Source organism: Xanthomonas sp. fls2-241-TYG-148, assembly GCF_030208815.1.
In the GTDB taxonomy this organism is placed as follows: Bacteria; Pseudomonadota; Gammaproteobacteria; order Xanthomonadales; family Xanthomonadaceae; genus Xanthomonas; species Xanthomonas campestris.
The window spans coordinates 89,516-108,419 of the sequence record NZ_JARVTE010000020.1 but is presented as its reverse complement, the minus strand read 5'-3'; the positions used below and the strand labels follow the sequence as shown (position 1 = coordinate 108,419).

Here is an 18,904-nt window from a genome sequence, read left to right as displayed (position 1 = left end):
CACCGGCCGCGCCCGCCTGGCGGCTGCGCAGTCGTTTTGATAGCTGCTCTAAGTCGTAGTGCGAAGCGATGTGGCATGACCGGCTGCTGCCGGTCATGCCATCTGCGGGCGTTGTTTAGCGCTGCAGTGCCAGGCTGGCCGGCTGCAGGTCCATGTTCTGCACCAGCGACTGCATCGAGGCCAGTTCTTCGGTGCTGGCGCCGTCGATCCACAGCTGCGCATAGCGCTTCTTGCCCAGCTCCACCACGGTGACGCGGCGTGATTCCATGCCCGGGACCTCGCGGCCACCCAGATCGAGCTTGTACCAGTAGAACTCCTCTTCCTGGATCTGGCCTTTTTCCGCGCGGCGGTCACGCGCCAGCGCCATGGCCGGGTCGCGGGTGGTCAGCATCACGCCCACCACCTGGCGGCCATCGGCGGTGGTGGCTTTACAGACCAAGTAATCGGCACCGGCGAGCTGGGTCCATTGCAGGCCGGAGGCCGGCGGCAATGGCGGACAGACAGGCGCGGACTGGGCATGGGCGGTCACGGCGGCCAACAGCAATGACAGGCCGACTAGGCAGGATGCGGACTTCATTCAAGTGTTCCCCGGCGATGGATGACAATGCGGGGCGCTGTCGTCTTTCGTGCCGCTGCACCGTCTCAAGCTCCCCGCTTGAGCGTGCCGTCCACGCAACGCGCTCCGACTACGCAGGTATCACTACCACAGTTTTGTGGGCGTGCTCAAGATGGGTCGCAGTTGCGTCTGGCATCGCTTGTGTGGCGTGGCACTCCCCTTCCGAGACCTGGCACGGTTGTGTCCGCCAGTGCGAATCCGCGCATGGTTTCAGGGGTAATTGACGGGTTTGGGCGCCGGCGTTTCCGGTAGCGGAATGAATTCCTGATCGTCGCCGGGGATGGTGCCGAAGCGGCCGGCCTGCCAATCGTCCTTGGCCTGTTCGATGCGCTCTTGTGAGCTGGAGACGAAGTTCCACCACAGGTGGCGCGGCCCATCCAGCGGCTCGCCGCCGAGCAGCATCGCCTTGAGGGGGGTCTTGGCGCGCAGCCTGCCGCGCGTGCCGGCAGAGGGCACGATCAGATGCCGCGCCGGCACGTCGGCGCCATCCAGTTGCGCCTCGCCTTCCAGGATGTAGAGCGCGCGCTCGGCGTGGCTGGTGTCCAGATCGATCTCGGCATCGGCGTCCAGATCCAGCGCCACGTTGAGCGTGCCGCTGAACACCTGCACCGGCGATTCCTCGCCATAGGCGCGGCCGGCGATCACCCGCAGCCACACGCCGTTGCGGCGCTGTTGCGGCAGGCTGGTGGCGGCGTGGTGATGGAAGGCGGGCGCGGTTTCTTCGGCCGAGCGCGGCAACGCGATCCAGGTCTGCATGCCGTGCAGGGCGTGCTCGCGTGCGCGTTCGGGGCCCGGCGTGCGTTCGGAATGGGCGATGCCGCGGCCGGCGGTCATCCAGTTGACGTCACCGGGGCGGATCACCTGATCCGAGCCGAGCGTGTCGCGGTGGCCGATCTCGCCCGACCACAGGAAGGTGACGGTGGCCAGGCCGATATGCGGATGCGGGCGGACATCGATGCCGTGATCGGGCTCCAGCACTGCCGGGCCCATGTGGTCGACGAACACGAAGGGGCCAACGCTGCGCGCCTGCAGGGTCGGCACGGCGCGGCGCACCTGCAGGCCGCCAATATCGTGGACACGGGGAGCGATCAGCGTGGTCATGGCAGCGGCTCGTGCAGTGGGCAGAGCGGCAGCTTGCCATGCAGCCCACGGCGTGGGCGCGCTGCAACGCAAGATGGAATGTTCTGTGCGTGCGGCACGTGATGAGGTGATGGCGACGAGCTGGTGGCTGGTGGCGTGCTGCTACGGCAGGTGGCCACGTTGGTGAATGCCGCACATCCAGGCACCAAAACTACAAGCATCTGCATGTCGATCTGGTCGGCGCTGTCCAAGCCGCAAGACAGCCGCGGCTGTGGGCTACGCGCGACAAGCTAGAAGTCAGAACCTACACGCGAGAACTGACAAGCCACATCCAACGAACCATGCATCGATGCCCGCAATTGCACGCTTGCCCCGCAGCACTCGGGCTATAGCAACGTCGGCTGCGTCTGCAGCTCGATTTCGCCACGCCGTGAAGCCAGCCGGTCGGCCAGACGCGTCGGTTCTGGCAGGCGATAGGCGCGCAGCGTGCGCAGGGTCCAGTCGAGTGCGCCCTGCATCGACACGCGATGACCGGGCGAGACGATCAACGGATTGCAGCGCGGCTTGCTGCGCAGTGCCCAGCCGATCTGCGCACCGGCCAGCAGGATGGGGCTGTGGTCGCCGCGCTCCCCACCGGGCTCGATGAAGGTTCCGGCCAGGCGTTGCTTGGCCACGCCGATGCTGGGCAGGCCGGTGACCACGCCAAAGTGCGCGGCGATGCCGAACCTGCGCGGATGCGCGATGCCCTGGCCATCGATGAACACCAAATCCGGCGTACGCGACAGCAGCGCAAGCGCCCGCAGCAACGCGGGCAGCTCGCGAAAACTCAGCAGGCCGGGCACATACGGCATCGAGGTCGGCACGCGCGCGACGTGGGTTTCCAGCGGCAGCAGCGTCTGCGCATCCAGCAGCACGGCCGCCGCGCGCGTGGTCTGGCCATCGTCTTCGAAGCCCACATCGAAGCCGGCTAGTAGCGCAGGCGCGGCGGAAACTTCATCGCTCAGCGCCACGCGCTGGGCCAGTTGCTGCTGCAACTGTCGCGCCTGGACGACGCTGCCGTCCCAACCGGCGAACACGGGGTCGATGGATGTCTGCATGGCCGCAGCATCGCGCGCACGCCGTGGCGATGCCGTGCACGCCAGGCAGGCATCGGCTGCCGCTACAATCAGCGGTTGATCGGCCCCCAATCGGAGAACCGTAGTGACCCGCAAACTCGTACTGCTGCGCCATGGCCAGAGCCAATGGAACCTGGACAACCGTTTCACCGGCTGGGTGGACGTGGATCTCACCGAGCAGGGCCGCCAGGAAGCCGCCGCGGCCGGCAAGCTGATGAAGGACGAAGGGCTGCAGTTCGATGTGGCGTACACCTCGGTGCTCAAGCGCGCCATCCACACGCTGCAGGGCGCGCTGAAGGAGCTCGACCATGACTGGCTGCCGGTACACAAGAGCTGGCGCCTCAACGAGCGTCACTACGGTGGCCTGCAGGGCCTGGACAAGGCAGAAACCGCGGCCAAGCACGGCGAGGAACAGGTCAAGATCTGGCGCCGTTCCTACGACATCCCGCCGCCGGCCATGGACGTCGCCGATCCGGGCCATCCCGGGCATGACCGCCGCTATGCCACGCTGGACCGCAATGCATTGCCGGGCACGGAGTCGCTGGCAACCACGCTGGTGCGCGTGTTGCCGTACTGGCACGACGCGATCGCCCCGCAGTTGAAGGCCGGCCAGACGGTGCTGGTCACCGCGCACGGCAACTCGTTGCGCGCGCTGTACAAGTACCTCAACGACATCTCCAACGAGCAGATCCTGGAACTCAACATTCCCACCGGCATCCCGCTGTTGTTCGAGCTGGACGACAACCTGCAGGTGCAGAGCTACCGCTACCTGGGCGACCCGGAAGCGGCCAAGCGCGCCGCCGAAGCCGTGGCCAACCAGGGCAAGGCCAAGTAAGCCGCGCAGCGGGCGTGCACGCAGCACGCCCGCTGCCGGATTGGCCGGTGCTGCCGCCATGCATGAGGCGTGGCGGCGTTGGCCGTGATGCAGCGGCGTGCCTGTTGGCGCGCTCTGCCAATGGTGCTTCTTTCATTGCGAGACATGATGTCCGGCAAACGTAAAACGCAGCAGATGAGCGCCCTGTACTGCCGCAGTTATCTGGCGACATTGGGCGTGCTGATGGCAGGAGTCAGCGGTGCGTTTGCCGTGCTGGCAGGCGGCAGTGTCTCTGCAGAAGCCACATGGCTGGCCTTGCTGGTGTGCCTGGCCGGTGTGCTGCTGGTGGCCTTTGGCCTGTTTGGTCCGTCGCGGCAGATGGAGTCCTGGGCGGAGGCAACGTCCAGTCACGATGCGGCGCTGGTGTTGATGGTGCTCGCCTTCCCGGTGTACCTGCTGTTGAAGCCGTTCTACAAACACTCCTAGCGCAGCGGCGCGTTGGAGTGCGATGCCGCAGCGGCTGGATGCGCGCGGTGGTGGACGTTAGGGCGTTCGCCTGTTGTGTGACTTTTGGGAGATCAGTGCAGTGCGCCGATTACCTACTCTTTTCGGCCGCGCGCACGCTGCGGCCCCTGTCCTGGAGAATTCAATGATCCTCAGCAAGTTTGCCCCGCTGTCCCTGGCGGTGGCCATCGCCGTGACGCTGTCCGCGTGCGGTGCCTCCGACGACACCAGCAAGCCGGCCGCCGCCGCACCTGCAGCGCCGCCGCGCGTGGATGTGTCCAAGCTGGATGCGCCGATCGTGGCCTTCGGCAGCGGCGATCTGGATCCGGCCATTGCCGCATGCCAGGACCTCAACGGGTTCGTCAACGCCAAGTGGCTCAAGGCCAACCCGGTGCCGTCCGATCGCACCAGCTGGGGCAGTTTCGAAGTGCTGGCCGAGCGCTCGTTGACCATCCAGCACGCGCTGGTGGAACAACTGGCGCGCGGTAATCTGTCCGCAGGTTCGGTGGATGCCAAGATCGCCGACCTGTGGCGGACCGGCTCGGACGAGGCGGCCATCGACAAGGCCGGCATCACCCCGCTGCAGCCGCAGCTAAAAGCGATTGATGCGCTTAGCGATGCGCCGGCGATTGCCGCCTGGTTGCGCGACAGCTATGCCAAGGGCCAGGGCTTTTTGTTCTCGTTCGGCGCCAATGCCGACTACAAGAATTCCGAGCAGATGATTGCGTACGCGGGGCAGGGCGGTCTGGGCCTGCCGGAGAAGGGCTATTACACCGATCCGGCCCAGGCAAAGATCCGCGAACAGTACGTGGCCTATATCGCCCGCGTGCTGGAGCTGTCCGGCATTCCGGCAGCGCAGGCGGCCGAACAGGCCAAAGCCGTGATGGCATTCGAGACGCAGCTGGCCAACGCCTCGCTCTCGCGCATTGAGCTGCGTGACCCGGCCAAGCGCTACAACCCGGTCGATGTGGCGGGCGCCAACGCGATCACGCCGCACTTCGATTGGCAGGCATTCTTCAGTGCACTGAAGGTGCCGGCCGGCACCTTCTCGCTGAGCCAGCCGGAGTATTTCCGCGCGCTGGACGGCATGCTCGTCAACACGCCGGTGGATACCTGGAAGGCATATCTGCGCTTCCACAGCATCGATGAGGCAGCGCCGTATCTGGCCAAGCCGTTCGAGCAGGCCAACTTCGATTTCTATGCCAAGACGCTGCGCGGGCAGCAGGACATGTTGCCGCGCTGGAAGCGCACCTTGAACGCGGTCAACGAGGCCATGGGCGAGGCACTGGGCCAGCTCTACGTGCAATCGGCATTCCCGGCCGAGTCAAAAGCGCAGATGCAGCAGCTGGTGCAGAACCTCTCCAATGCGCTGAAGGCGCGGCTGGAGAAGCTGGACTGGATGAGCGCGGAGACCAAGCAGCGTGCACTGGAAAAGTGGGCCAGCTTCACGCCCAAGATCGGCTATCCGGACCAGTGGCGTGATTGGAGCGGGCTGGAAACGCGGGGCGACGGGTTCCTGGCCAATATGCAGGCCGCGCAGGCGTTCAATTACCGCTACATGCTCGACAAGATCGGCAAGCCGGTGGACAAGCGCGAGTGGCATATGACGCCGCAGACGGTCAACGCGTACTACAACGCCACCCGCAACGAGATCGTGTTCCCGGCGGCGATTCTGCAGCCGCCGTTCTTCGATCCCAAGGCCGACCCGGCGCTCAATTACGGCGGCATCGGTGCGGTGATCGGGCACGAGATGATGCATGGCTATGACGATTCCGGCAGCCAGTTCGATGCCAAGGGCAACTTCGACACGTGGTGGACCGACGCCGACCGCAAGCTGTTCACCCAGCGCACCGATCAGCTGGTGGCGCAGTTCGATGGCTACGAGGCGATTCCCGGCGTGCACGTCAAAGGCAAGCTGACCCTGGGCGAAAACATCGGTGACCTGGGCGGCCTCACCGTGGCCTACGACGCGCTGCAGATGGCGTTACAGGAACAGCCGGCCGCCAACAAGGAGATCGACGGCCATAGCCAGGACCAGCGCTTCTTCATGAACTGGGCCACGGTGTGGCGCCGTAATTTCACCGATGGCGAGCTGCGCGTGCGCCTCAACACCGACCCGCATGCGCCGGCCAACTTCCGCGCCAACGGCGCGCCGTCCAACATGCCGGCGTTCGCACAGGCGTTCCAGTGCAAGCCGGGCGATGCGATGGTGCGCGGCGACAAGGACCGCGTGGCGATCTGGTAAGCGTGATGGACCAGCGTGCAGGCGGCGACAGTCGCCTGCACGCGTTCCGCGCGGCATGCGCGCAAGGATGAGCCCGCTGCGATGCACTGCGTCTGCACACCCGCCTGCTCGCAGAGCCTCTAGACTGCCGCGCACTTCAACGCGGAACCGGCAGTGACCAAACGCAAGATCTTCAAGTGGGTGGGCATCGGCGTGCTCGTGCTGGCGCTGGGCAGCGTGCTGTCGCTGTATGGCTACGGCCGCTTTGCCGATCGCGAGCGCGGCCCTGCCAGCCATGCCTTGCCGGTGGCGGCGCAGGCAACGCCGATCGACCAGGTGGTCGCTCCATTGCAGCAGGCGCACGCCGGCAAGACTGGCATGGTGATCCTGTCCGACAACATCGATGCGTTTGCGGTGCGCGCATTGACCGCGCGTGCGGCCGGCCGCAGCCTGGATCTGCAGTACTACATCTGGCATGCCGACTTCACCGGCAACCTGTTGCACAACGAATTGCTGCGTGCGGCCGACCGTGGCGTGCGCGTGCGCCTGTTGCTGGACGACATGAACATCCATGGCAGCGACTCGGTGCTGGCCGCGTTGGACAGCCATCCGCTGATCGAGATCCGCCTGTTCAATCCCACCCGTGCGCGCGAGGGCACGCTGATGCGCGGCGTGGAAATGGTGCTGCGCATGTTCAGCATCAACCGACGCATGCACAACAAGGCGTGGATTGCCGATGGCCGCATCGCTGTGGTGGGTGGGCGCAATGTGGGCGACGAATATTTCGACGCCGCACGCGACACCAACTTCATGGATATGGACGCGGCCTTGATCGGCCCGACGGTGCGTGAGTCCGAGCAGGTGTTCGATGCCTACTGGAACAGCCCCAATGCATTGCCGCTGGCGGCGCTGGTCACCGCCAAGCCGCAGGCGCTGGAGCAACTGCGCGGCAGCCTGGACGCGGGGATGGCGTCGGTGGGCGCGCACCCGTACGTGGAGCGCCTGCGCCAATCGCCAAGCGTGCATGCCTTGATGCAGGGCAATCGCCCGGTGCATTGGGTGCAGCAGGCGCGCATCGTGGCCGACCCGCCGGAGAAGGCCGAAGGTGCGCCACCGCAGCCGGACTGGATGACGCCGATCCTGATCGGTGAGATGGCCAACGCACGCCGCGAACTGAAATTGATCTCGCCTTACTTCGTGCCAGGCGACGACGGCATGCGCTGGATCGGCGGCCTGCGCAAGCGCGACGTACGCGTCAGCGTATTGACCAATTCGCTGGCCGCCAACGATGTCGTGGCGGTGCACAGCGGCTATGCGGACTACCGCATTCCGCTGCTGCAACAAGGCGTGCGCCTGCACGAGCTCAAGCCGATGGGGCGCCCGGATGGCAGCCTGTTCGGTTCCAGTGGCGCGAGCCTGCACACCAAGGCCTTTGTGGTGGACGACAGCGCCGGTTTCATCGGCTCGTTCAACCTGGACCCGCGCTCGATGAATCTCAACACCGAAATGGGCCTGCTGTTCGAAGACCGCACCGTGACCGCGGAGCTGGAGCGGCTGTACAACCACAAGGTGAGCGCGCCGGTGAGCTACCGGGTGACGCTGGAGCAGGGCGGATTGCGCTGGCACGACGATGCCGCGCAGCCACCGGCGGTGTGGACGCGCGAACCGGCCGCCAGTGTGTGGCGTCGCGGCGCGGCCAAGGTGTTGGGCTGGCTGCCGCTGGATTCGCAGTTGTAACTGCGGCGAGAAGTAGCCGGGTTGGCTGTGGGGCAGGGCTGCGGGCACTTTGCTGCGTGCCTGCTGGGCATTTACGACGTCGTATTGGCTGGTGCGTAGCGATCGCAATTAAGTGCGTACGTTGACGGACGATCAGCCGGCACTGATTGCGTCTCTCGCTGGCTACGCGCATGCGTGACGCGATGTGATGTGCGGTAAAGCCGGCACAGTAATGACGCGATCGACGAGCCGACCACGACGTTGCGCGAAGCACTTGGCGCAACCGCCAGCTTTCACCGCTGCCTGTCTCAGGCCGATGCATCGCTACTGCAGCTGCGTCACGATCTCCCGCGCCATCGCGCCAAGCGGCAGGATGCGGTCGGCACCGCCGCGTTTGATCGCTTCCTTGGGCATGCCGAACACGATGCTGGTGTGCTCGTCCTGCGCGATCGTGCGTGCGCCGGCCTGGCGCATTTCCAGCAGCCCGGCGGCACCGTCGTCGCCCATGCCGGTCATGATGATGCCCAGCGCATTGCTGCCGGCCGCGCGCGCAGCCGATCGGAACAGCACATCGACCGAGGGGCGATGCCGGTTCACCGGCGGGCCTTCGAGTACTTCGACAAAATATTGCGCGCCACTGCGGCGCAGCAGCAGATGCTTGCCGCCGGGTGCGATCAACGCACGCCCCGGCATCACGCGGTCGTTGTTGGCGGCTTCTTTCACTGCGATCTGGCACAGGCCGTTGAGGCGTGCCGCAAACGCGGCGGTGAACTTCTCCGGCATGTGCTGCACGATCACGATACCCGGGCACACGCGCGGCAAGGCGGTTAGCACTTCTTCCAGCGCCTGGGTGCCGCCGGTGGAGGTGCCGATGGCCACGATTCGCTCGGTGGTCTGCGCCAACGCACGGCCGGTTTGCGCAGGCAGGATCACATCGGCGGTGTGTTTGACCTCGGCTTCCAGCGGCGCGGCAGTGACGCGTGCGGCCAGGCGTTTGACGTTGGCGCGCGCGGCGCTGCGCACGGTGGCCACCAGCTCGTCGGCCGAGTCGGTGAGGAACTGCTTGAGTCCCAGCCGCGGTTTGGTGACCACGGCAACTGCGCCGGCGGCCAGCGCATCCATGGTGACGCGCGCGCCTTTTTCAGTGAGCGTGGAGCAGATCACCACCGGGGTGGGGCGCTCGCTCATGATCTTGCGCAGGAAGGTGATGCCATCCATGCGCGGCATTTCCACATCCAGCACGATCACGTCCGGCCACTGCTGGCGCATTTTTTCGATGGCCAGCAACGGGTCGGCAGCGGTGGCGATGACCTCGATGCCGGGCGCTTCGTTGAGCACGCCCACCAGCACCTGGCGTACCACCGCCGAATCATCGACCACCATCGCCTTGATGGTCTGGGACTGCGGGATGGGGCGGTTGAACGCTGTGGACACGGTGGATCCCTGGCTCAGGCTTTACGGAAGATCGACGGTGCCACCTGGATGAGATCGATGTCGAGCTCGCTCAGGCTTTCCGAATGGCCGATGCAGAAGTGCCCGCCCGGTTTGAGGTTGGCCAGCACGCGCAGGATCACTTCGCGCTTGGTCTGGCCATTGAAATAAATCATCACGTTGCGCAGGAAGATCACATCGAAGCTGCCCAGCATGGGCAAGGCGGCGTTGAGATTGGCATGCACGAACTTGACCCGGTCACGCAGGCGGCGCTCCACCAGCAAGGTGCCGGCGTACTCGCCTTGGCCGCGCAGGCAGTAGCGCTTGAGATACGCCTGTGGAATGCCGTCGATGCGCTGCAGGGCGTAGTGGCCGGTGCGGGCCTTGGCCACCACGCGGCTGCTGATGTCGGTGCCGACCACTTCGAACGCACGGCCTTGCAGCGCGTCGTCGAGCACCATCGCCATGCTGTAGGCCTCTTCGCCGGTGGAACTGGCCGCGCTCCAGCAGCGCAGCGGCAGCCCGCCACGGTGGTCGCTAGCCAGGCGGCGCAGCAGGTCGAAGTGCTTGGGCTCGCGGAAGAAATAGGTTTCGTTGGTGGTGAGCAGGTTGATCGCGGTCTGGATCTCGTCGCGGTCCTGCCGGCTTTCCAGCAACTGCAGGTATTGGGTGTAGTTGTCGAACTGATGCTCGCGCAGGCGCTTGCCCAGCCGTCCGCACAACATGGCCTTCTTGCCCGAAGAAATGCTGATGCCGGCGGCTTCGAAAATGAAGCGCTGAAAGCGCCCGAATTCCTGTTCGGTGATCGCGGTCGACGTGCTCATGGGCTCAGACAAGGTCGGCATCAGTGGGAAGCTCGCTGCTGCAGAGACGGGCGATGCGGCTGGCGTGTTCGCGCCACCACTCCGACAACATCGGGCCCGGCATCGGGGAGGCCATCAGGTAGCCCTGGGCCAGGTCGCAGCCGAGCTCGCGCAGCAGGCGCCAGTCGTCCGGGGTTTCCACGCCCTCGGCCACGGCAGTGAGTTCCAACCGGTGGGCCAGCTCCAGCGTGGATTCCAGCACGGTGCGCTGGCTGCGGCTGCGGTGCGCGGCATGCACGAAGCTGCGGTCGAGTTTGAGCTCGGTAAACGGGATGCTGGCCAGCCGCTGCAACGAGGAAAAGCCGGTGCCGTAATCGTCGATGGACAGGCCGAACCCATGCAGGCGCAGCCGCGCCAGCATGCTCAGCGCATTGGCCGGCTCCACGATGGCGCTTTCGGTGAGTTCCAGCACCAGGTCGGCCGGTGCCAGGCCGTTGTCGGCCAGCTTGGCGCACAGGTGTTCGAGAAAATCCTGCTCGCCCAGCAGATTGGGCGACAGGTTCAAGGCCAGCGTGAGTTGCAGGCCTTCGGCGCGCCAGTCGACCAGTTGCGCAACCGCCTTGTCGATCACCTGCTGGGTGAGTGCGTGGATCAAACCTTCGCGCTCGGCCAAGGGAATGAAGCGGTCCGGGCCGATCATGTCGCCTTGCGGGCGGCGCCAGCGCGCCAGGGCCTCAACGCCGCGCAGGCGGCCGTCGCGCAGGTCCAGCTTGGGCTGGTAGGCCACGCGGATTTCGCCGCGCCGCATGGCGCGATCCAGCCGCGAGGCCGCCGCACCGCCACTGGAGAGCAGCGGCGAGAGCGGCGTGGACAGCGCGGTGGTGGTCTCGGCGAGCGGTTCGGGAATGCAGTCCAGCGTGGTGGCCAGGTCCTGCAGGCGCAGCGGTTTTTCCAGGCCGGCGAGCACGCGCACACCGGCGCTGCGGCTGAGTTGCATCACCGCATCGATCAGCGCGCCGCCGCGTTGCGAGACCACCACCACCGGCACGCTGTGCTGGCCGCGTGCCAGCGCATCGAGCAGCTGCACGCCGTCCATTCCCGGCATTTCCAGGTCGATCAACAGCAGCGATGGTGCGCTGGCGCGGCTCAGCCAGTCGAGCGCGGCATGGCCGTCGCCGGCACCGTCCACCACGCTGGCGCCCAATTGGCGGCACAGCGCCATGGCGTGTTCGCGCTGGACCACGCTGTCGTCGACCACCAGGACCGGGCCGGCCAATGCGCAGTTGCAGGAAAGAAGTGGAGAGTGCATGAGAGTCCTGGCGTGCACGGAAAGAGTCAGGCCGCCAGCGCGGCGTCGGGCAGCTGCGCCGGTGCGTCGTTGGCCAGCACGGCGTCGGCATCCAGCAGGATCACGAAGCGCTCGTCGCGCTTGGCCATGCCGTGGATGAAATCGCGATGGATTCCGGCGCCGAAGCTGGGCGCATCGGCAATGTCGGCGGGCGCGATCTCCACCACTTCGCTGACCGCGTCCACCAGCAAGCCCAACACCTGCTGCTCACCGGCGCGTGCGATCTCCACAATCACGATGCAGCTGCGTTTGGTGATGGCGCTCGCACTGCGGCCAAAGCGCAGTTGCACGTCCATCACCGGCACCACCGCACCACGCAGGTTGATCACACCGCGCAGCGCCGGCGGCATCATCGGCACTTCAGTCGGGAGACGGTATTCAATGATTTCCTTGATGCCCAGGATGCCCAGGCCGAACATCTCACCGCCCAGCAGGAAGGTGAGGTATTGCTGGGGCGCGGGCATGGCGGGCGCGCCACCGGTCTCTACGCTGCGCTGTTGCATCGTCGATTCCTCAGAAGCTGGCGAACTGGGATTCGTCGATCACATCGGCGGCGACCGCCGCGCTGATCGGACGTACGTTGGCGCGGCGCAGCGGCAGGCTGGCGGCAGGCGCAACCCGACGCTGCACCGGCTTGGCCGCCGGCACATTGCCACGCCCGCCGTTACCCAGCCGGAAGAAGCCCATCAGCTGCTGCAATTGCTCGGCCTGCGCGCTCATTTCTTCCGAGGTGGCGGCCAGTTCTTCGGCATTGGCCGCGGCGGATTGGGTGGTCTGGTTCAACTGGCCCACCGCGGTGTTGATCTGGCTGACACCGGCGGTCTGTTCTTCGGACGCTGCCGCGATCTCCTGCACCAGATCGGAGGTGCGGCGGATCGAAGGCACCATCTCGCCCAGCACGCGGCCAGCGCTTTCGGCCAGTTCCACGCTGGACCCGGCCACTTCGCCGATTTCCTGCGCGGCGATCTGGCTGCGCTCGGCCAGCTTGCGCACTTCGGCCGCCACCACCGCGAAGCCCTTGCCGTGCTCGCCGGCACGTGCGGCTTCGATCGCGGCATTGAGTGCCAGCAGATTGGTCTGGTAGGCGATGTCGTCGATGATGCCGATCTTCTTGGCGATGTCCTTCATCGCCACCACCGTGGCGCGCACGGTGTCGCCACCGTCGGCCGCCTCGCTGGCGGCCTTGGCGGCCATGCTGTCGGTGACGCGGGCGTTTTCGGTGTTCTGTGCAATGGAAGCAGTCATCTGCTCCAGCGAGGCGCTGGTTTCTTCCACGCCGGCCGCCTGTTCGCTGGCGGCCTGGGCCAGCGCCTGCGCGGTGGCACTGACTTGTTCCGACGCGCTGGCCAGGTTCTCGGCGTTGCGGTTGACCTCATCGACGATCTCGGTGAGGCGGCTCATGGTGGTGTTGACGTAGCGCTGCATGTCGGCGAATGCGCCCTCATAGCGGCCTTCCACGGTGTGGGTGAGGTCTCCCTCGGCCATCGCGCCCATCACCTGGATCACCTCGGAGATGCTGCGCAGGTTGCCGCGCGCGCGCTCCACGGTGTCGTTGATGAAGGCCTTCTTGCCGGGCAGCTGCGCCAGCGGCGCGTCGAAGTTGCCGCGGCCGAACTCTGCCACCACGCCCATTGCCAGCTTCTTGACCGCGATATGCGCACCGACCATCTCGTTGATGCCGGTGGCCATGCTGCGGAAGTCACCGTCGAAGCGTGCGGTATCGATCACCACGTCGATATCGCCGGCTTCGTGCTCGGCCGACATGTGGTTGATCTCGCGGATCAAGCCGGTGAGGTTGCCGCGCACCTGATCGATGGTCTCGTTGATGAAGCGCTTCTTGCCCGGCAGCTGCGGCAGTTGTGCGGTGAAGTTGCCGCGGCCGAACTCGGCCACGCAGGCGATGGCCTGCTTCTTGACCGCGATATGTCCTGCCACCATCGCATTGATGCCTTCGGCCATGCGACGGAAATCGCCGGTGAAGCGCTGCGTGTCGATCACGACGTCGATATCGCCGGCATCGTGTTCGACCGCCATGCGGTTGACTTCGGCGACCAGGCCGGTGAGGTTGCCGCGGATCTGGTCCACGACCTCGTTGATGAAGGCCTTCTTGCCGGGCAGGCGTTCCAGCTCGGCGGAAAAATTGCCGCGGGCGAATTCGGCCACGCAGGCCATGGCCTGCTTTTTCACCGCGATATGGCTGGCGACCATGCGGTTGATGCCGTCGCCCATGGCGCGGAAGTCACCATCGAACCGTGCCACATCGATGCGCGCATCGATCTCGCCAGCGTCGTGTTCGTGCGAGACACGGTTGATTTCGTCGTTGACGTGGCGGATGCCGCTCTGCACCTTGCGCAGGCCGCGCAGCACTTCACAGGCCTGCTCGTCGCGCACCTGCGGCAGGGCGACATCGAAGTTGCCGCGGGCGAAGGCGTCCAGTGTGGTGGTGGCGATCTCCACCGAGCCGGTAGCGGTGCGGATCGACCAGGCCAGCAGCACACCGCTGGCGAGTGCGACCAGCACGCTCGCCGCCAGCAGTGCAGCATGCGACAGCGTGAGTGCGAAGCCAGCAACCACCACCACAACCGGCAGTGCAATGGCGAAAGCGGCGGTGAACCACAGTTGGGTGGCGATCGGGAGACGGTGCGACATGGTGGCAGCTTCCTGGAGTCAGGGAACGACGTAGAACGGCGGCGTGGGAAGACGAGCGACGGTTTGAACGGTCAGGCGGCCAGCGCGTCCTGGCCCGGATGCAATTGCTGGATCAGACTGGGCACATCGAGAATCAGCGCGACCTCGCCGCTGCCGAGAATGCTCGAACCACTGATGCCCTTGACCTGCGCAAACACCTTGGACAATGGCTTGATCACGGTCTGCCATTCGCCCAACAAGGTGTCCACGACCAGCCCGAACCGCTGCGCGCCCTGGCGGATGACCACGATGCTTTCGCGGGCCGGCCGCTTGCCGCCCAGCGCGAACAAGTCCCGCAGGCGCACGTACGGCAGCACGCTGCCGCGCAGGTCGATGTAGTCGCTGGTGTAGTCGGGCGTGAACTCCACGCACTCTTCCACCACATCCAGCGGCACCACGAACACCGACTTGCCAATGCCCACCTGGAAGCCGTTGATGATCGCCAGCGTCAGCGGCAGCCGTACCGAAATGGTGGTGCCCACGCCGGCGGTGCTGTCGATGTCCACGCAGCCGCGCAGCGCGGTGATGTTGCGCTTGACCACATCCATGCCCACACCGCGGCCGGACAGGTTGGTGACTTTTTCGGCAGTGGAAAAACCGGGCTCGAAGATCATCGCGAACACTTCGCGATCGCTGAGCTGGCGGCCGGGTTCGACCAGGCCGCGTTCCAGCGCTTTGGCCAGTATCTTGTCGCGATTCAGCCCGCCACCGTCATCGGTGATCTGGATGACGATGCTGCCGGAATCGTGGAAGGCATTCAGGCCCACGGTGCCACGGGCCGGCTTGCCGTTGGCCACGCGCACGTCCGCCGGCTCGATGCCGTGGTCCATCGCATTGCGCACCAGGTGGGTGAGCGGGTCGCCGATCTTTTCCACCACCGACTTGTCCAACTCGGTGTCTTCGCCGGCGACCACCAGCGCGATGTCCTTGCCCAGTTCGCGCGCCACATCGTGTACCACGCGCTGGAAACGGCTGAAGGTACCGCCGATCTTGACCATGCGCAGCTGCAGTGCACTTTCGCGCACCTCTTCCACCAGGCCCGCCAGGATCGAGGTGGATTCGAGCAGCTGCGCATCGCCGGTGCGCTGTGCATTGGTGCCGGTGCTGGCCACCGCGATGATCAACTCGCCCACCAGGTCGATCATGCGATCGAGCTTGTCGGCGTCCACGCGGATGGAGCGCGCCTCGTTGGAACGCGGCGCAGTCTCGGCAGTCGATGCAGCGGCGCGCGGTGTCGGCACCACGGCAATGGCTGGCGCCGGTGTGTGCACCGGTTCCGCAGTGGCTGCTGCGGTCGCGGCGCTGAGCGTGGTGTCCAGTGGCGCGGGCACCGCGACGATCTCCAGGTCGCAGTCTTCGCGCACGAATTCGAACACGTCTTCGATCGCCGCGCGGTCGGCATCGCTGCGCAGCAGGATCTGGAATCCAAGGTAATTGGCTTCCGGGTCGAACTCCTCGAACGTGGGCAATTTGCTGTAGTCGGTGCTGATCGACTCGACGGAACCGAGCCCGCGCAGGTTGCGGATCAACTTCAATGGCGAGTTGCCAAAACGCAGCGCATCGGCAAACAAGGCTAGGTTGACGCGCCAGTAACCGCTTTGTTTTTCCGGCGTGCTGCGCTGCGCGTCGCTGACAGTTGCGCCGCAAACGCTGCCTTGCAGATAGGTCTGCAACTGCGCCAGCAGGGGCTCGGCTTCGGCGGCCAATGCAGCGGGATCGGCATGGCTGGGGTCGGCGGCCGTTTCCACCAGTGCATGGATGTGGTCGCAGCACACCAGCAGCAAGGCGATCAGTTCCGACTGCAGCGCCACCGATTCTTCGCGCACCAGATCCAGCACGCTTTCCACCACATGGGTGAAGCCCACCAGCTGCGGCAGATCGAACAGACCGCCGGAGCCCTTGATGGTGTGCGCCGCACGGAAGATCGCGTTCACCGCATCCGGCGAGGACTCGCCACGCTCGGCCTGTAACAGGTGACGTTCCATGTCTTCGAGCAGATCCCGGCTCTCGGCCAGGAAGGTCTGCATCAGCTGATTCATGTCCATGCGCGTCACCTGTCCGTGTTAATGAATGCGTTCGCCCAGACCGGTGGCGGCGTGGGGGTACAGCGCTTCCAGCAGGCCCAGCAGTTCGATCACATCGACCACGGCGCGGCTCGAATCGGTCAACACAAACGGGCGTCCGTCAGCCTGCACCGCCTGCTTGGTGGCCAGCAGCAGCTGCAGGCCAGTGGTGTCGATCTCGCTGACCGCAGCCAGGTCCAAACGCACGCCACCCGGATGCGCCAGTGCCGGCTGCAGCAATGGCTTGAGCTCGGCAGCGCGACGGATGGTCATCTCGCCTTCGAGGGCAAGCGTGAGCGGGGCGGGTAGATCCAACGAAAAGATGTCCATTGCGGCCTCGTGAAGCGATGACACGTGCGTGGCATGACGCGGAGAAGTTCTCACCTCGACATCGGCTTCACGCGCTACCAAGTAGGCCCAAGTCGTGTCGGTCTATGCAGGTATCGGCGCGTGACAGAAATATTTAGGCCGAATTCAGCCAAGCGACTGATTTGCGATGCGCATCACTGCGTGAGCGTTAACCGCTCAGGTTTGCGATGACGTGATTTGTGCTGCGTATCGGCTGAGGTTGCTCTTAAGCGAGCGCTGCAATGGAGTCACTGTTGGTGCCGACGTGTTTGCACGCGTTGTAGCTGCGACGACGTTGCACGCTGCATTACCGTGAATCACGCGCATTACTGGTGGAGTACGCTAACGGCGCACTTGATGCGCGTTAGATAAGCTGCACGCAGCGCCGTAGCACGGTTGCGCCCGTTTCCTGCGGTGTGGGGATGCGCCACGACAAGCCGATCCTGGCGCAGCTGATGCTGCAGCTGCTCGACCGCTGTAGGTGGCGGACGCTGCGCACGCAGTGCCTCTGCCGATCAGTAGCGCAACGCTAAGCGCCTGGCTTACGCGGCGCGCAATAAGCCGCGTACAGCGCATCGAGCACACCCACCGCCGGCCCCGGCACCAAAGCGTAATGGATGGTCTGCGCCTCGCGTCGCGTGATCACCAGTGCCATCTCACGCAGCACTGCAAGATGTTGCGACAGTGCGGACATGCTCAACCCGGTTAGTGGTTGCAGCTCGCCCACCGATCGCTCGCCTTCCACCAACTGGCACAGCACCAACAGCCGGGCGGGGTGGGCGAGGGCCTTGAGCAGGCCGCTGGCTTGCGTGGCGAGCGCTGCCATGTGTTCCGCCGACGGCAATGTACGCTTGACTGACTTTTTGGAGGGCGATGGCATGGGGCGAACCTGTGAAGCCGTTGACATCTGGATGAGGCAAACCTAATTTAGAGATATCTAAAATAAAGCGCAACCAGCCAATGCCTGCTCAGATCACGCCACAGTGCACCGCAGCAGCATCCCGCGATCGCCGACTGATCGACGGCCGTGTCGTTGCCTATGTGGCGCTTGTCGCGCCTGTGCGCGACGCTGCCACCTATACAAGGACCTCCAGCGCATCGGTAGGTCGCCTGCAGGCACCTACGTCGATGCCGCTCCCTTTGCATGGCAGCGCACTACCCCGCCAGATCACACCGGCAACCGCTCTCTGCGCTTGCCGTTGAACCAGTGGGGTGCCGCTTGATGGCGCCTTGGGCGATCTCCTTGACCGGTGGCGTCCTGATCGGCCTGGCGGCGACCTTGCTGCTGTGGCTCAACGGGCGCACCGCCGGCATCAGCGGCATCGTCAACGGTGTGCTGTTTCCCGTTGCGGGCGATGTGGCCTGGCGGTTGCTGTTTGTTACCGGGTTGATCGTGGCTGCCAGCCTGTACATGACATGGGTGCCGTCTGCGCCGCAGCCGCGCAGCGACTATTCGCGCAGCGCGTTGGTGGTGGCCGGTGTGCTTGTGGGCTTTGGCACGCGCATGGGCAATGGCTGCACCAGTGGGCATGGCGTGTGCGGGCTTGCGCGTGGCTCGCGTCGCTCGCTGGCCGCGGTGGCGACCTTCATGGCCACTGCCATGATCACCACCTACGTCATGCGGCATCTCTGGAGCGCGGCATGAAACGGTTCCTGCTTGCGAGCCTAGCGTCGGGCGCGCTGTTTGGTGTGGGCCTTGCGATGTCGGGCATGACCGATGCACGCAAGGTGATCGGCTTTCTGGATGTGGCCGGTGATTTCGATCCGGGCCTGCTGTATGTGCTCGGTGGCGCGATGATCACCAGCGCAGTGCTGTTTGCAGCGGTCATGCGTCGCCAGCGGCCGGCTTTCGCGCAGGCCTTTCAACTCTCTGGATTGCGCGGAATCGATCGGCCACTGCTGGGCGGCGCTGCCCTGTTCGGCATCGGCTGGGGGATTGCAGGCTATTGCCCCGGCCCGGCGCTGGCCGGCCTGGGTGTCGGCTCAGTGGAGGCGTTGTGGTTTGTGCCTGCGATGCTGGCGGGCAGTGCCTTGCACTGGGCGTTCAATGCGCCAAAACAGGCCAAGGTAGATCGCTGATTACCGTCGGCGCGTTGCACAGTGCGTCGTGCAGTACCTTCAAAACACCACGCGCTGCAGCGTGCCTGTGCAGTG

17 protein-coding genes are annotated in these 18,904 nt (G+C 65.4%); 6 read left to right on the top strand and 11 right to left on the bottom strand.

Annotated elements, in window-relative coordinates; all coding sequences use genetic code 11:
- Nucleotides 1–115: 115 nt before the first annotated feature.
- The 3 genes from QRM60_RS18865 to nfi all read right to left on the bottom strand — a co-directional run bounded on the left by QRM60_RS18865 (nucleotide 116) and on the right by nfi (nucleotide 2,793).
- Nucleotides 116–577: a hypothetical protein gene (locus QRM60_RS18865; RefSeq protein WP_011037845.1), complete on the bottom strand. Its 462-nt coding sequence runs from the start codon at nucleotides 575–577 to the stop codon at nucleotides 116–118.
- Nucleotides 578–826: 249 nt separating this feature from the next.
- Nucleotides 827–1,717, bottom strand: coding sequence for a pirin family protein (locus QRM60_RS18860; RefSeq protein ID WP_103700078.1), 891 nt, complete (start codon nucleotides 1,715–1,717; stop codon nucleotides 827–829).
- Between the two features lie 365 nt (nucleotides 1,718–2,082).
- A complete protein-coding gene (gene nfi, locus QRM60_RS18855) occupies nucleotides 2,083–2,793 on the bottom strand; it encodes a deoxyribonuclease V (RefSeq protein WP_115557436.1) in 711 nt (236 codons plus the stop codon).
- A 103-nt stretch (nucleotides 2,794–2,896) separates the two neighbouring features.
- Here nfi and gpmA point away from each other — a divergent pair, with 103 nt between their 5' ends.
- From gpmA to QRM60_RS18835, 4 genes are all read left to right on the top strand, one after another.
- Nucleotides 2,897–3,646 carry a 2,3-diphosphoglycerate-dependent phosphoglycerate mutase gene (gene gpmA, locus QRM60_RS18850; protein WP_285446834.1) on the top strand — a complete coding sequence of 250 codons (750 nt, stop codon included), beginning with the start codon at nucleotides 2,897–2,899 and terminating at the stop codon, nucleotides 3,644–3,646.
- Nucleotides 3,647–3,793: 147 nt separating this feature from the next.
- On the top strand, nucleotides 3,794–4,111 hold the full coding sequence (locus tag QRM60_RS18845) for a hypothetical protein (protein WP_285446835.1): 318 nt from the start codon (nucleotides 3,794–3,796) through the stop codon (nucleotides 4,109–4,111).
- Nucleotides 4,112–4,274: 163 nt separating this feature from the next.
- Nucleotides 4,275–6,374, top strand: coding sequence for a M13-type metalloendopeptidase (locus tag QRM60_RS18840; RefSeq protein WP_285446833.1), 2,100 nt, complete (start codon nucleotides 4,275–4,277; stop codon nucleotides 6,372–6,374).
- Nucleotides 6,375–6,527: 153 nt separating this feature from the next.
- Entirely contained in the window at nucleotides 6,528–8,090 is a 1,563-nt protein-coding gene (locus QRM60_RS18835) for a phospholipase D family protein (RefSeq protein ID WP_115540677.1), read from the top strand.
- A gap of 303 nt (nucleotides 8,091–8,393) precedes the next feature.
- Here the strand turns inward: QRM60_RS18835 and QRM60_RS18830 are convergent, their stop codons facing one another.
- From QRM60_RS18830 to QRM60_RS18795, 8 genes are all read right to left on the bottom strand, one after another.
- Complete coding sequence (locus QRM60_RS18830) at nucleotides 8,394–9,521, bottom strand: chemotaxis response regulator protein-glutamate methylesterase (protein WP_012437834.1); 1,128 nt, start codon at nucleotides 9,519–9,521, stop codon at nucleotides 8,394–8,396.
- Entirely contained in the window at nucleotides 9,518–10,324 is an 807-nt protein-coding gene (locus QRM60_RS18825) for a protein-glutamate O-methyltransferase CheR (RefSeq protein WP_285446832.1), read from the bottom strand. Before QRM60_RS18825 ends, QRM60_RS18830 begins: the two co-directional genes overlap by 4 nt.
- 4 nt (nucleotides 10,325–10,328) lie before the next feature.
- Nucleotides 10,329–11,612 (bottom strand): EAL domain-containing protein, encoded by a 1,284-nt coding sequence (locus QRM60_RS18820; protein ID WP_285446831.1) that lies wholly within the window; start codon nucleotides 11,610–11,612, stop codon nucleotides 10,329–10,331.
- Nucleotides 11,613–11,638: 26 nt separating this feature from the next.
- Nucleotides 11,639–12,154, bottom strand: a complete 516-nt coding sequence (locus QRM60_RS18815; protein WP_075285510.1) for a chemotaxis protein CheW — start codon at nucleotides 12,152–12,154, stop codon at nucleotides 11,639–11,641.
- 10 nt (nucleotides 12,155–12,164) lie between these two features.
- On the bottom strand, nucleotides 12,165–14,300 hold the full coding sequence (locus tag QRM60_RS18810) for a methyl-accepting chemotaxis protein (RefSeq protein ID WP_285446830.1): 2,136 nt from the start codon (nucleotides 14,298–14,300) through the stop codon (nucleotides 12,165–12,167).
- A 71-nt stretch (nucleotides 14,301–14,371) separates the two neighbouring features.
- Nucleotides 14,372–16,384 (bottom strand): chemotaxis protein CheA, encoded by a 2,013-nt coding sequence (locus tag QRM60_RS18805; protein ID WP_285446829.1) that lies wholly within the window; start codon nucleotides 16,382–16,384, stop codon nucleotides 14,372–14,374.
- Nucleotides 16,385–16,402: 18 nt separating this feature from the next.
- Nucleotides 16,403–16,732: an STAS domain-containing protein gene (locus QRM60_RS18800; protein ID WP_011037829.1), complete on the bottom strand. Its 330-nt coding sequence runs from the start codon at nucleotides 16,730–16,732 to the stop codon at nucleotides 16,403–16,405.
- A 547-nt stretch (nucleotides 16,733–17,279) separates the two neighbouring features.
- Nucleotides 17,280–17,576, bottom strand: coding sequence for a metalloregulator ArsR/SmtB family transcription factor (locus tag QRM60_RS18795; protein ID WP_042598175.1), 297 nt, complete (start codon nucleotides 17,574–17,576; stop codon nucleotides 17,280–17,282).
- A 393-nt stretch (nucleotides 17,577–17,969) separates the two neighbouring features.
- Here QRM60_RS18795 and QRM60_RS18790 point away from each other — a divergent pair, with 393 nt between their 5' ends.
- Nucleotides 17,970–18,395, top strand: coding sequence for a YeeE/YedE family protein (locus QRM60_RS18790; protein WP_202863373.1), 426 nt, complete (start codon nucleotides 17,970–17,972; stop codon nucleotides 18,393–18,395).
- Nucleotides 18,392–18,829: a DUF6691 family protein gene (locus QRM60_RS18785; protein ID WP_115573284.1), complete on the top strand. Its 438-nt coding sequence runs from the start codon at nucleotides 18,392–18,394 to the stop codon at nucleotides 18,827–18,829. Before QRM60_RS18790 ends, QRM60_RS18785 begins: the two co-directional genes overlap by 4 nt.
- The last annotated feature ends 75 nt before the right edge of the window (nucleotides 18,830–18,904 follow it).